This is a genomic window from Streptomyces sp. NPDC086080 (genome assembly GCF_044540255.1).
Classification (GTDB): domain Bacteria; phylum Actinomycetota; class Actinomycetes; order Streptomycetales; family Streptomycetaceae; genus Streptomyces.
The window spans coordinates 88629-101694 of the sequence record NZ_JBITRU010000016.1 but is presented as its reverse complement, the minus strand read 5'-3'; the positions used below and the strand labels follow the sequence as shown (position 1 = coordinate 101694).

Genomic DNA, 13066 nt, shown 5'->3' with positions numbered 1-13066 from the left:
ACAGGGTGGCCGCAGCGCGGCTGGGGGTGCCGGCCGGGACGGTCAACGCGTATATGCGCGCTCCGCGATGCGGAAACCGGGCGTGCGGACCCGGGGGGCAGGCGTGGTCGCGGCCCACCGCGCGAGATGGTTGCCCCAGGGTGCGGGGCGCGGGGTGCGGAGATGTGCCGAATCGGGCATTACCACCGGTACGACTTTGGATTTACGGTTGTCGCGCTCCATGTAGTTTGACTCACTACACCGTCCGGCCGGAATTAAGGAGCCCGTTGCCTAATATTGGCCTGGACGCGCCACACGGAGGGGAGCGGTGACCGTGCGACCGGACTTCAAGGAGTCTGCCAGGTACCGCCCCGACCTGGTCATCGGCAGGGAGGAGCTGTTCTCCGACGCCCGGGAGCAGCTCGCCCGAGGGGGCAGCGTGCTGCTCCACGGGCCTGCCGGAATTGGAAAATCCACTGTGCTGCGGGCACTCGCGGCGGAAAACGCCGGGGCGGCGCGGACGGTACTGCGCTGCTCGGCCACGGAGTCAGAATCACATCTTCCGTTCCTGGCGCTGGCCGATCTGTTCGGTCTGGTGCTGGACGACGTGGCCCCCCGGCTGCCCGCCGCCCAGCGCACCGCCCTGGAGTCGGCGCTCACCGGGCGCGGCGAGTCCACGCTCCAGCGGGACGGACTCGCGTTGCGGCTCGCGGTGCTGTCCACGCTGCGCGCGCTGGCCGCGAAGGGGCCGGTGCTGCTCGTCGCCGACGATCTGCAGTGGCTGGATCCGGCCAGCGCCGAACTGCTCGGTTTCGCCGCCCGCCGGCTCGACGACAGCCCGGTGCGGATGCTGTGCGCGGTCCGTACGGACGGCGAGGAGTACGACCGTCATCTGCGGGCCTGCCCGCCGGACACGCTCGCGGTGCGGCTGGGCCCGTTCTCCCGCGGCCAGGTGTCCGCGCTGCTCGACCACCGCGGCTACACCGGGCTGTCCCGCTCCACGGTCCGTGACATCCATCGCACCAGCGCGGGCAACGCGCTGTTCGCGCTGGAACTGGGCCGCGCCCTCGCGGAGAGTCCCACCCGGCCCCGTCCGGGCGAGCCGCTGCCGGTGCCGACGTCACTGCGGGCGCTGGTGCTCAGCCGGCTGGAGATGCTGTCGGACGAGGCGCGCCGCACCCTGCTGGTGGCCAGCGCGGGCGCCCGGCCCACCCTGGCGCTGCTGCACGCGGCCGGCCGGGACAACGCCGAGGCCGAGACGGCCCAGGCCGCCGCCCTGGGGCTGCTGGCGACGGATCCGGAGGAGCCGGCCCTGCGCTTCGCGCATCCGCTGATCTCGGCCGCGCTGTACGCGGAGGCCCCGGCGCGGGAGCGGCGGGCGGTGCACACGGCGCTGTCCACGGCGGCGTCCGACCCCATCGAGCGGGCCCGGCATCTGGCGCTGGCCGCCACCGGCACCGACCCGGAGGTGGCGGCCCGGCTGGGCGAGGCCGCCGCGCTGGCGCGGGACCGCGGGGCGCCGTCGGTGGCCGCCTCGCTCGGGCTGCTCGCCGCCCGGCACACCCCTGCCGACGGTGAGCCGGGCCCGGACGAGCGGCGGCTCCAGGCCGCCGAGGACGCGATCAACGCGGGCGAGGTGGACCTGGCCCGGGACATAGCCAGGGAGGTACTGACCCGGGCGACGGTACCGGCGGAGCGGGTGCGGGCCTGGATGGTGGTGATCGAGGCGGCCGGGCAGGCCCTCGGTGAGGTCGACGCGGTCTTCCCGCAGGTACTGGCCGACGCCGGTGACGACCCCCGGCTGCTCGCGCTGGTCCACTACCAGCTGGCCTGGCGCGAGGTGGTGGTGGACGGCGACTTCGCCAAGGCCCGCCAGGAGGCCGCCCACGCGGCGGAGCTGGCGGCCCGGGGCGGGGACCGGCGTACCGAGCTGATGGCCCTCGCCTTCCAGTCGTCCACCGAGACGCTGATGGGGCACCCGGACGCTCCCGCCACGATCCAGCGGGCCCTCCAGGAGCCCCAGGACCCCGATGTGGCCAGCCACCACAACGGCGCCGCCATGGCCAGATTCCGCTGGCTGCTGATGAGCGACCAGCTGCCCGAGGCCCGTACGGCCATCACCGCGCTGCTGCGGGAGGCCCGGCGGCGCGGCATGGTCGAGAGCGAGGTGCACTTCTCGCGGCTGCTCGCCGACACCGAACTGCGCTTCGGGCACTGCGGCCGGGCACTGGACCTGGCCGGGGAGAGCCTACGGCTGGCCCGGGACTCCGGGATCGGCGAAAGCGCCTCCGCCATGCTCGCCTCGCTCGCGGAGGCGTCGGGCGGGGACGTGGACCGGGCGCTGGCGCTGGCCCGCGAGTCCGCGGACCACGCGGAGGTGGACGGCGACCAGTTGTATCTCTCGCTGGCCCTGGCCGCCCTGGGCTACGCCCAGTTGGTGGCCGGTGACGCTCAGGCCGCGGTCCGCTCCCTGCGCCGGGTGCGGGAACTGGAACACGGCATGGGCATCAACGACCCGGCGCGGGGCCGCTGGCAGGGCGACCTCGCCGAGGCGCTGGTGCGGATCGGTGAGCCCGGTGAGGCGCAGGACCTCATCAACGTCACCCGGGTGCACGCGCTGCGGCTGAACCGGGCGAGTGTGCTGGCCGTACTCGACCGCGCGGAGGCGCTGGTGCGTGCCGCGCGGGGTGAGAACCAGGCGGCGCAGGCGCAGTTGGTGGCGGCGCAGGAGCGGCTGGCCAAGCTGGGGTTCGGCCTGGAGGAGGCGCGCGCCGCCTTCGCGCTGGCGCGGCTGCGCTCCCGGAACCCGGGGCCGGGCGGATACGAGGAGGCGGCCCGGCTGTTCCGGCGCTGCCGGGCACTGCCGTGGCTGCGTCAGGTGGACCGGGCCGTGGCCGCGGGTCCCGCGGAGGCGGAACCGGTGCCGGCCGCCACTCCGGCCGTTCTGGACGGGCTCGCCCAGATGGAACGCCAGGTCGCCGCGCTGGTGATGGAGGGTGCCACCAACCGGGAGATAGCCGGCCGGCTGTTCATCAGCGTGAAGACCGTGGAGGCGACCCTCACCCGGGTGTACCGCAAGCTGGGCATCCGGTCCCGGGTCGACATCGTCCGACTGGCGGCGGGCCGCCGCACCCCGTAGCGCGGTTCGCTCCGCGGGTTCCGCAGGCCCACTGCCCGCGCAGGCCCGCTGTCCGCGCAGGCCCGCTGCCCGCGCACCCCCACCGGACACCCTCTGCGGGCTTCCCGCCCCGCGCCCCGTCCGTGCCCCCGCCACCCACCCCCGGGTCTTCCCGCCGAGCTCCCTCTGCGGGCAATCCGCCCCGCGCACCCTACCGGGCCCCCTTCGCGGCCTACCCGCTCTGCTCCCCCTCCGTGTACCCCACCAGGCGCCCTCCCCGGGCATCCCCACAGCGTCGCTCTTCGGGCACCCCGCCGGGACGCCCGCCGGGGACCGAGGGTTTTCCCTGCCCAACTCCCTTAGGGGCTTCCCTCATTGGGGGGATGGCGCGGGGGTCGTAGCGTGAACTGCGTGCCGCTCGCCGGGCACACGGAGGCCGAAGCCCCCGGGCTCGACCCCCGACCCGTGCGACCCCCCACCGGCAACCTCGTGAGGAGACCGATGTCCGGGCTCACCCGCGCAAGACGGGCCGCCGCCGTCACGGCGACCGCCGCCCCCTGTTCCGTCGCCGCCCCGCAGCCCGCTGTCGGCGGTACGACGGCCACGGCATCCGCGCACCTGTCTCCATGAGTTCCTGAGTACCCCTCAGGTGCCGAGCCAGGGGGCGTTGCGGGCTTCCACGAGCAGCCCGCAACGCCCCCTATCCATACCCGGATTCATCCGCGCACCGTCCCCACACGGATGTCGTACACGGCGCCGGGGTGCATCACCCCGAGCATGCGCTCGCCCTCCTCGGCCACCTCGTCCCACCGGCTCTTGCCCAGCCGCCCGAACGGCTCGATGACGAGGGTCTGTCCGTCCAGTCGCCACAGGCCCGCCAGGAACCCGTCGACGAGGAGCGTCCGGTGGGTGACGTTGCCCGTCCAGCTGCGGCCGTGGAACTCCGCCGGTACGACGCGGGTGCGGTCGGCGTGGGAGAGCAGCAGGTTGTCGAACTCGGGCAGGAAGCGCGGCGGGGCCGGGGTGTCCGGGTCGGGGCGGGGTGCGTCCGGGAGGTCGAAGAGCTCGGTGCCGCCTTCGTCCCGGAAGGTGACGAGCCGGGGCCGCAGGCGTTCGAAGGCCTCGCGGAGCCGGGTCAGTCCGGCCCAGGTCTGCATGTCCTTCACGGAGGCCGGCCCGAAGGCAGCGAGGTAGCGCAGCACCGTCTCGTCCGGTGTCACGGGGGACGGTTCGGCGGGGCGGCCCAGCCACTGCTGGGCGGTGGTGAGCACGACCTGTCCGCTGCGTCCCCACAGTCCGCGCGGGGTGATCTGCACCAGGGGCAGCTTGCAGCGGGCGGCGACGGAGAGGGCCTGGGGGTCGGCGTCGGGCCACTCGGCCAGCAGGGCCTCGCGCAACTGTTTCATCGTGCGCGGCTCGGCCTCGACGAGTTCACGGGCGATGACGGCGAGCCGGTCCAGGTCGACGCCGGTGAGCCCGCGCCGGAACTGGGTCAGCTCACGGTCGCGGGCGGGCTGCACCAGGGGCCGCAGGGTGAGGCAGTCGCGTGCGGTGTGCGTGTGGATGGTCGAGCGCATGGTGACGATACGGACGACCTCACGGTCCGCCATCGGCCGGGACAGCGCCTCGGGGGTGAAGCCGTCGAGGCGGGCGGCGAGCGCGTAGTAGGGCGGCTTGACGTTCTGCGCCTGGAGACCGAGCAGGTGCCCGACCGCGTCCCCGGCGGACATCGGCGAGCGCCGCAGCAGCAGCTGCCGCTCGAGCGTGGCCCGGTTGAGGGCCCGGGTGCCGAGTACGGCGGCCGGGGGCGGGGTGACGCCGCGCTTCGTCTTCGTCATACCGGCACGCTAGCGAGGATTGCGGCCGGATTCTGTCCGCATTCGGTCGGCATTCGGCCGCGAGGGCGGGGTCTCTGCGCGCATTCAGGACATTCCGCGGACGGGAGTAACGCCGTGAGGGCCGGGCGACGCTGTCCTCTACGGGTCCGTACGTCCGTCCTGGTGGTCGAAGGGCGGTCCGACGGCGCCCGGAACGCATCCCCCACCGAAGGACAGGGCCTCGTGACATCCCATCCCCCCGCCAAGGATCATCTGCCGGTCTACGACGGCCTGGTGCGCGAACGCGGTGACGTCGTGGCCGAAGTGCGGGAGGTGGCGGAACGCACCCTGGACCAGGCCAGGAGGGCCCTGGCCGGCGACCCGGGCGCCCGGCGGGAGCGGGCTCCCCGCTGAGTCCCGTACGGCCCTGACCGGACGGATTGTCCTCCGCCGGAGTGGGGCACTCGGGGCCTCGTGAACGAACGCAAGCGCGTGGGTCCGGGAAAGGTCCTGCTGACCGGGTGGTTCAGCTTCCGTGACGGCGAGGCGACCGCCGGTGACGTACTGGCGCTGCGCCGGGTGGAGGAGGTGCTGCGGGGGTCCGGGACGGCGTACGACGTCGCCTGGAGCCCCGGCTTCCTCCCCGACGCGCTGCACCTCGACGCCGTACGGCCCGGCGACTACTCCCACCTGGTGTTCGTCGCCGGAGTGCTGCACGGATCGCAGGTCGAGGAACTGCACCGGCGGTTCGCGCACTGTGTGCGGATCGCCGTGGGGACCTCGGTGATCGATCCCGGCGACGGCGCCGCGACGGGCTTCCACCGGGTACTGGCGCGGGACGCCCCGGGCAGGGAGCCGTCCGAGGACCTGGCGGCCCGCGCCCCGGCGGTGCCCGCGCGGCCCGTGGTCGGGGTGATCCTCGACCGGGGGCAGCCGGAGTACGGGGACCAGCGTCGGCACGGCCAGGTCGCGGAGCGGGTGACGCGGTGGCTGGCCGGCAAGGACTGTGCCCGGCTGGAGCTGGAGACCCGGCTCGACACCCACGACTGGCATCTGAGCGCGACACCCGCGCAGGTGCAGTCGGTGCTGGCCCGCCTCGATCTCGTCGTCACCGACCGGCTGCACGGGCTGGTGCTCGCGCTGCGGGTCGGCACCCCGGTGCTGGCGGTGGACCCGGTGGCGGGCGGCGCCGAGGTGACCGCGCAGGCCCATGCGTGCGGCTGGCCCGCCCTGCTGTCCGCCGAGGCGCTGGACGAGCGCCGGCTGGAGCGCTGGTGGGACTGGTGTCTGACCTCGGGACGGGTGGCCGCCCGGCAGGTCCGTGACGCGTTCCGCGACGGCCGGGTGCCGGACGGCGCGGACCGGCTGATGGAACTCCTGACACCCCGCGCCACGGCGGGTTAGCCCGTACCCGTCGGCGCCCGTCCGCGCCACGCCGGGAAGGGGTCCATCGGCCGGACCAAGGCCCGCCGGGACCCCCCGGGACACGCGTCCGCTCAGGCGAGCACCGCCTCGCGGGACACGCGTCCGTTCAGGCGTGTGCCGCCTCGATCGGCGAGCACCGCCTCACCGGGCTCACCGGGCTCACCGGGTCGTCTCCGGCCAGGCGGGGGCGTGGCGGTGGCGCCAGGCCCCGGCCAGCCGGTGCCAGGTCGCGGCGGGCGGTATGGCCACGCTGGTGGCCAGTACGGTCGCCACCTCGTGGCGGGTTCGCGGTCCGGGGACGATACGGGCGCGGGCGAACTCGGCGGTCCCCGCGGCCCAGCCGAGCGCGCAGGCGGAGGCCGCCCGTCGGTGGCCGGTGGCTCCGAGAAGGCAGGCCGCGGCACCGGCGGCGGTGATCGCGGCATGCCGGCGGATCCGGCCGCGCGGTGCGACCGCCTTGTCCCACCAGTCGGGGCCGTGCAGCCGGCACATCAGCGCGTCGTCGGCGTTGCCGCGCTGCTGTTCCAGCGAGGCCCAGCGGGAGGCGGGGCGCAGGGGGTGCAACGTGGTGCGGTGGCCCCGGCGGATCCGCCAGCCCGCGTCGAGGAGGCGCAGCGCGAGGTCGGCGTCCTCGCGGAAGGGCCGGGGGAAGCGTGCGTCGAAGCCCCCGGCCTGCTTCAGGACCTCGGTGCGGTAGGCCATGTCGGCGGTGGTCCAGCGGGCACGGGCGAGCCCGGCGGAGCCGCGTTCCCAGTCGGTGGGACGGCGCCCGCCGGGCAACGGCACGGTGATGACGCCCTGGACACCGGCGGTGTCGGGGGATGCCTCTTCGAGGTCGCGCAGGAGCTGTGCGCACCAGTGCGGCCCGACCTGGACGTCGTCGTCGAGGAAGGCGACCCAGGGCGCGGTGACGGCGCGCAGTCCGGTGTTGCGTGCGGCGGCGGGCCCGTGGCCGCCACCGTTCATCACGGTGGTGCGGTCGCGCAGATCGCCCAGGACGCTCAGCGCGTGCTGCATCGCGTCGTCGGCCCCGGGCGCGGGGGAGGGCCGGTCGTCGACGAGGACGATCTCGTCGGGGCGGGGCCCGCGCGCCGCGGCCAGGGCGGCGAGACAGTCGGCGAGGGTGTCCCGCACCAGGGTGGGGATCACGACGGCGTACGAGATCATCCGAACGCCCTCCTGCGGGCTGTGGGTATGACGCGGGACGCGAGTGCCGCGTTCGCGGTGGCCTCAAACAAGGCCATGACCGCCCGGACCGAGTGACGACCCTCACACAGCACGCCACCCCGAATACGGACACACAAAACGGACTATACATGGTGTTTATAGACAATATGTATAGTCCGGCCATGCCTTCTCTGACCAGGAAGATGAAAAGACCGGGGACCACGTTCCATACGGCGGCGCTCCTGGCCGCGGCCACGGCACTGTCCCTCGCGCTGAGCGGCTGCACCCGACTGGAGACGACCGCTCCCAGCGCCGTACGGACCACCGACGTCCAGGCCCGCTTCGGCACCGTCGACTGCCGCGAGGCCAAGTGCATAGCGCTCACCTTCGACGCCGGCCCCAGCGAGAACTCCACGCGACTGCTGGACATCCTGAAGGAGGAGCAGGTCCCGGCGACGTTCTTCCTGCTGGGCAAGCGGCACATCGACACCTACCCGGAGCTGGTGCGGCGGATGGCCGACGAGGGCCACGAGGTGGCGAGCCACACCTGGACCCACCGCATCCTGACGGAGCTGGAACCGGACGACATACGTGAGGAACTGCGGCACACCAACGAGGAGATAGAACGCCTCACCGGACGCCGCCCCACCCTGATGCGTCCGCCCCAGGGCCGTACGAACGACACCGTGCACGGGATCAGCCGCGAGCTGGGGCTCTCGGAGGTCCTCTGGAGCGTGACGGCGAAGGACTACAAGACCACCGACTCCGACCTGATCACCCGCCGCGTCCTGGACCGGTCGTCCCGTGACGGCATCATCCTGCTCCACGACATCTACGACGGGACCGTCCCCGCCGTGCCCGGCATCATCGACGCACTGAAAAGCGGGGCTTCGTGTTCGTGACGGTGCCACAACTCCTGGCCCCCGGCAGGGCGGAGCCCGGCGAGGTGTACCGGTGAGCACCGGATGGCGTCCCGCCGGGTGGTGCAGCCGATCAGCGGACCGGAACTCGCAGGTCACGCCGGGTACGTCGACCGGCTGGGGCACCTCCGGCGCCTGCCCGGGCCACTTCGCGTGCCGCGCCGACGTGGAGATCGTCGCGAGCCGGGTACCGGAGGGCGAAGCGCTCGATCTCACACCACCTCGCGGGACGCGACCGAGCACCGGACGGGCCGCCCGCGACTGGGCCGGACGGGTGAGCCGTCCCCGGACCTGCCGCCGGACGGCCCGGGTTTCCTAGGATTCCCCCGTGGCCACCTTCCAGCTCCAGCGCACCGCACCGCTTCCCCCCGACGAGGCCTGGCGCCGGCTCACGACGTGGCCCCGCCACGGCGACGTGGTCCCGCTGACCCGCGTCACGGTGACCACTCCCCCGCCCACCGGCGAAGGCACCGTGTTCGTCGCCCGCACGGGCCTGGGCCCCCTGTCCTTCGACGACCCGATGGAAGTGACGGTGTGGCAGCCCCCGGCGGACGGCTCCCCGGGGTTCTGCCGCCTGGAGAAGCGGGGCCGCGTCGTCACCGGCTGGGCGGAGATCGAGGTCCGGCCGGGTCCCGGGGGGCGGGCACGGGTGGTGTGGCGGGAGGAGATCCACGTCCGCCCCTTCCCGGTCCGCCTCGACCCGGCACTGGCGGCAGCGGGCCGCCACACCTTCGGCCGCGCACTGAACCGCCTGCTCAGGCAGCCTTAAGTGGCGGGAGCGGGTACTGGACGGGCTGAGCCAGGTGGCCGACCGGGCCGAGGAACTGCACGGGGTCCTCGTACAGCCTCTGCGTCGCATGCAGGAGCTTGCCTACGGCAACGGTCACCCCGGGCTGCGCGCGCTGCAGAGATCGCTCGGGGACCTCCTCGACGAGGTCCGTCGTGCTTCCGCCGTTCTGGCGGCTCCACGTCAGTTCTGAACGGTCGGGCCGTCAGGCAACCGCCCCGATACGGCCGGCCGGGCCGGTGGCGGTGTCGTGGTGGATCGGGGTGTGGGCGCCGGTGAGGGGGACGCCGGTGCCGCCGTGCCGGTTCGCAACGATCTCCGCGGCGATGGACAGGGCCGTCTCCTCAGGCGTACGGGCGCCCAGGTCCAGGCCGATGGGGGACCTGAGGCGGGCCAGTTCCCGGTCGTTCACGCCGGCCTCGCGCAGGCGGGCGTCACGGTCCAGGTGGGTGCGGCGGGAGCCCATCGCCCCGACGTAGGCCACCGGCAGACGCAGGGCGAGGCGCAGCAGCGGTACGTCGAACTTGGCGTCGTGGGTCAGCACGCACAGGACCGTACGGGCATCGACGGACGTGCGTTCCAGGTAGGTGTGGGGCCACTCGACGACGATCTCGTCGGCCTCGGGGAAGCGTGCCTTCGTGGCGAAGACGGGGCGCGCGTCGCACACGGTGACGTGGTGGCCGAGGAACTTGCCGACCCGTACCAGCGCCGACGCGAAGTCGATCGCCCCGAAGACGATCATGCGTGGCGGGGGGACGGAGGACTCGATCAGCACGGTGAGCGGTGCTCCGCAGCGTGGTCCCCGCTCTCCGATCTCCAGGGTGCCGGTGCGGCCCGCGGCCAGGAAGGCGCCCGCCTCGGCGGCGACCGTACGGTCCAGTTCCGGGTGGGCGCCGAATCCGCCGGCGGACGAGCCGTCCGGGCGGACCGTCAGCGCGCGTCCTGTCAGTTCCGCCGGACCGCTCACGATCCGTGCCACCGCCGCGGCCTCCCCTCGTGCGGCGGCGTCGAGCGCGGCGGCGAGCACCGCGCGTACGGGGTCCGCCGCCCGTACCGGGGTGACCAGGACGTCGATGACACCGCCGCAGGTCAGGCCCACGGCGAAGGCGTCCTCGTCGCTGTGTCCGAAGCGTTCCAGGACGGTTTCGCCGTCCCTCAGCGCCTGCTCGCACAGCGCGTACACCGCGCCCTCCACGCAGCCTCCGGAGACCGAGCCGACGGCCGTGCCGTCGGCGTCGACGGCGAGCGCGGCGCCGGGCGTGCGGGGCGCGCTGCCGTCGGCCGCCACCACGGTGGCGACCGCGAAGTCACGCCCCTGCCCGACCCACCGGTGCAGCTCCTCGGCGATGTCCAGCATGTCTCGGTCTCCTCGGCTGCGGCTGCGGCTGTGGTTGCGGCTGCGGAAAGGGGAGGAACGCGGCTGTCCGTGGCCGCCCGCCGCGGGCGGCACACCGCGGCGGGCCCCTATCCGGTTCCGGTCGTGAGGTGCTCCGGGCGGACCGGGGTTCTGGTCAGCTCCAGGCCCGTGGCGTCGCGGATGGCCGCCAGGACGGCCGGGGTCGAGGACAGAGTGGGGGCCTCCCCGACGCCGCGCAGGCCGTACGGGGCGTGGTCGTCGGCGAGTTCGAGCACGTCGACGGGGATGGTCGGGGTGTCGAGGATGGTGGGGATGAGGTAGTCCGTGAAGGACGGGTTGCGCACCTTCGCGGTCTTCGGGTCGATGACGATCTCCTCCATGACCGCCACGCCCAGGCCCTGGGTGGTGCCCCCCTGGATCTGGCCGATCACGGACAGCGGGTTGAGTGCCTTGCCGACGTCCTGCGCGCAGGCCAGTTCGATGACCTTGACCAGGCCGAGTTCGGTGTCGACCTCGACGACGGCGCGGTGCGCGGCGAAGGAGTACTGGACATGGCCGTTGCCCTGGCCGGTGAGCGGGTCGAAGGGCTCGGTCGGCCGGTGCCGCCACTCCTGCTCGATCTCGACGGCCTCGTCACCGAGGACGTCCGCCAGATCGGCGAGCACCTCGCCTCCGTCGGTGACGACCTTGCCGCCCTCCAGCAGGAGTTCGGCGGTGGCCCAGGCCGGGTGGTGGGAGCCGAACCTGCGCCGGCCGAGTTCCAGTACCCGCTCGCGGACCAGTTCGCAGGCGTTCCTGATCGCGCCGCCGGTGACATACGTCTGCCGGGAGGCGGAGGTCGAACCGGCCGAGCCCACCCGGGTGTCGGCGGGGTGGATGGTCACCTGGCCCACGCCCAGCTCGGTGCGGGCGATCTGGGCGTGGACGGTGACCCCGCCCTGGCCGACCTCCGCCATCGCGGTGTGCACGGTGGCCACCGGCTCGCCGCCGACCACCTCCATGCGGACCCGGGCGGTGGAGTAGTCGTCGAAGCCCTCGGAGAAGCCGACGTTCTTGATGCCGACCGCGTAGCCGACCCCGCGGACGACGCCTTCGCCGTGGGTGGTGTTGGACAGGCCGCCCGGGAGCTGGCGTACGTCGGCGCCCTCGCTGGACTCCCACTGGCGCTCGGGCGGCATCGGCATCGCCTTGACGCGGCGCAGGAGTTCGGCGACCGGTGCCGGGGAGTCGACCCGCTGCCCGGTGGGCAGGAGGGTGCCCTGCTCCATGGCGTTGCGCTGTCTCAGCTCCACCGGGTCCATGTCGAGCCGCGCCGCCAGCTTGTCCATCTGCGCCTCGTACGCGAAGCACGCCTGGACCGCGCCGAAGCCGCGCATCGCGCCGCAGGGCGGGTTGTTGGTGTAGAGGGCGACGGCCTCGATCTCGACGTCGTCCACGGCGTACGGGCCGACGCCGAGGGAGGCGGCGTTGCCGGCCACGGCCGCGGAGGTGGAGGCGTACGCGCCGCCGTCGAGGACGATGCGGGCCTTGACGTGGGTCAGCTTGCCGTCGGCCGTGGCGCCGTGCTCGTAGTGGAGCCTGGCCGGGTGGCGGTGGACGTGGCCGAAGAAGGACTCGAAGCGGTTGTAGACGATCTTGACGGGTTTGCCGGTGCGCAGGGCGAGCAGACAGGCGTGGATCTGCATCGACAGGTCCTCGCGGCCGCCGAACGCGCCGCCGACGCCGGCCAGGGTCATCCGCACCTTGTCCTCGGGCAGGCCGAGCACGGGCGCGATCTGGCGCAGGTCGGCGTGCAGCCACTGGGTGGCGACGTAGAGGTGGACCCCGCCGTCCTCCTCGGGCACGGCGAGGCCGGACTCGGGGCCGAGGAAGGCCTGGTCCTGCATGCCGAAGGTGTACTCGCCCTCGACGATCACGTCTGCGCGCTCCCGTGCCGCCGCCACGTCGCCGCGCACGATGGGCTGGCGGTGGACGATGTTGGGGTGCGGGACATGGCCGCTGTGGTCGTCGTCGCGGCTCTCGTGGACGAGGACCGCGTCGGGGGCGGTCGCGGAGGCCTCGTCGGTGATGAGGGGCAGCTCGCGGTACTCGACCCTGATCCTGGCCGCGGCGCGGCGCGCGGTCTCCGGGTGGTCGGCGGCGACGATCGCGACGGGTTCGCCGTGGTGGCGGACCTTGCCATGGGCGAGGACCGGGGTGTCCTGGATCTCCAGGCCGTAGGTTCGCACGTCGGTCGGCAGGTCGTCGTAGGTCATGACCGCGTACACGCCCGGGAGCGCGAGGGCCTCGCTCGTGTCGATCGAGACGATCTCGGCGTGGGCGACGGTGGAGCGCAGGATCTGGCCCCAGAGCATGTCCTCGTGCCACATGTCGGAGGAGTACGCGAACTCTCCGGTGACCTTGAGGGTGCCGTCCGGGCGGAGGGTGGACTCGCCGATGCCGCCCCTGGTCCCCGAGGCCTGGGTGAGCGTGGGGGGAACTCCGTTCGTCGGCATG

9 protein-coding genes and 1 pseudogene are annotated in these 13066 nt (G+C 73.6%); 6 read left to right on the top strand and 4 right to left on the bottom strand.

All coding sequences use genetic code 11. The features are described from left to right. Window positions 1-307 precede the first annotated feature (307 nt). On the top strand, window positions 308-3118 hold the full coding sequence (locus ACIF9R_RS20160) for an ATP-binding protein (protein ID WP_399981720.1): 2811 nt from the start codon (window positions 308-310) through the stop codon (window positions 3116-3118). Window positions 3119-3813: 695 nt separating this feature from the next. Here the strand turns inward: ACIF9R_RS20160 and ACIF9R_RS20155 are convergent. Next, complete coding sequence (locus ACIF9R_RS20155; RefSeq protein WP_399981718.1) at window positions 3814-4935, bottom strand: winged helix DNA-binding domain-containing protein; 1122 nt, start codon at window positions 4933-4935, stop codon at window positions 3814-3816. A gap of 222 nt (window positions 4936-5157) precedes the next feature. On the opposite strand from ACIF9R_RS20155, the gene ACIF9R_RS20150 reads away from it, so the two are divergent. Both ACIF9R_RS20150 and ACIF9R_RS20145 read left to right on the top strand, forming a co-directional pair. Then, window positions 5158-5328 carry a hypothetical protein gene (locus tag ACIF9R_RS20150; RefSeq protein WP_399981716.1) on the top strand — a complete coding sequence of 57 codons (171 nt, stop codon included), beginning with the start codon at window positions 5158-5160 and terminating at the stop codon, window positions 5326-5328. Window positions 5329-5388: 60 nt separating this feature from the next. After that, window positions 5389-6318, top strand: coding sequence for a polysaccharide pyruvyl transferase family protein (locus ACIF9R_RS20145; protein ID WP_399981713.1), 930 nt, complete (start codon window positions 5389-5391; stop codon window positions 6316-6318). A 180-nt stretch (window positions 6319-6498) separates the two neighbouring features. Here ACIF9R_RS20145 and ACIF9R_RS20140 read toward each other — a convergent pair whose 3' ends face one another. Then, window positions 6499-7506, bottom strand: coding sequence for a glycosyltransferase family 2 protein (locus ACIF9R_RS20140; RefSeq protein WP_399981711.1), 1008 nt, complete (start codon window positions 7504-7506; stop codon window positions 6499-6501). A 203-nt stretch (window positions 7507-7709) separates the two neighbouring features. On the opposite strand from ACIF9R_RS20140, the pseudogene ACIF9R_RS20135 reads away from it, so the two are divergent. From ACIF9R_RS20135 to ACIF9R_RS20125, 3 genes and pseudogenes are all read left to right on the top strand, one after another. Further along, window positions 7710-8464 (top strand): annotated as a pseudogene (locus ACIF9R_RS20135) (polysaccharide deacetylase family protein). 290 nt (window positions 8465-8754) lie between these two features. Beyond that, complete coding sequence (locus tag ACIF9R_RS20130; RefSeq protein ID WP_399981708.1) at window positions 8755-9195, top strand: SRPBCC family protein; 441 nt, start codon at window positions 8755-8757, stop codon at window positions 9193-9195. A gap of 34 nt (window positions 9196-9229) precedes the next feature. Then, window positions 9230-9406: a hypothetical protein gene (locus tag ACIF9R_RS20125; protein ID WP_399981706.1), complete on the top strand. Its 177-nt coding sequence runs from the start codon at window positions 9230-9232 to the stop codon at window positions 9404-9406. A 12-nt stretch (window positions 9407-9418) separates the two neighbouring features. On the opposite strand, the gene ACIF9R_RS20120 is transcribed toward ACIF9R_RS20125, so the two are convergent. After that, window positions 9419-10570 carry an XdhC family protein gene (locus ACIF9R_RS20120; RefSeq protein WP_399981703.1) on the bottom strand — a complete coding sequence of 384 codons (1152 nt, stop codon included), beginning with the start codon at window positions 10568-10570 and terminating at the stop codon, window positions 9419-9421. A gap of 107 nt (window positions 10571-10677) precedes the next feature. Further along, window positions 10678-13065, bottom strand: coding sequence for a xanthine dehydrogenase family protein molybdopterin-binding subunit (locus tag ACIF9R_RS20115; RefSeq protein WP_399981701.1), 2388 nt, complete (start codon window positions 13063-13065; stop codon window positions 10678-10680). Window position 13066 lies beyond the last annotated feature (1 nt).

Bases quoted from the DNA above. Each gene is read 5' to 3' on its own strand.
- ACIF9R_RS20155 (WP_399981718.1), bottom strand. From the start codon at position 4,935: ATGACGAAGACGAAGCGCGGCGTCACCCCGCCCCCGGCCGCCGTACTC.
- ACIF9R_RS20140 (WP_399981711.1), bottom strand. From the start codon at position 7,506: ATGATCTCGTACGCCGTCGTGATCCCCACCCTGGTGCGGGACACCCTC.
- ACIF9R_RS20120 (WP_399981703.1), bottom strand. From the start codon at position 10,570: ATGCTGGACATCGCCGAGGAGCTGCACCGGTGGGTCGGGCAGGGGCGT.
- ACIF9R_RS20115 (WP_399981701.1), bottom strand. From the start codon at position 13,065: ATGCCGACGAACGGAGTTCCCCCCACGCTCACCCAGGCCTCGGGGACC.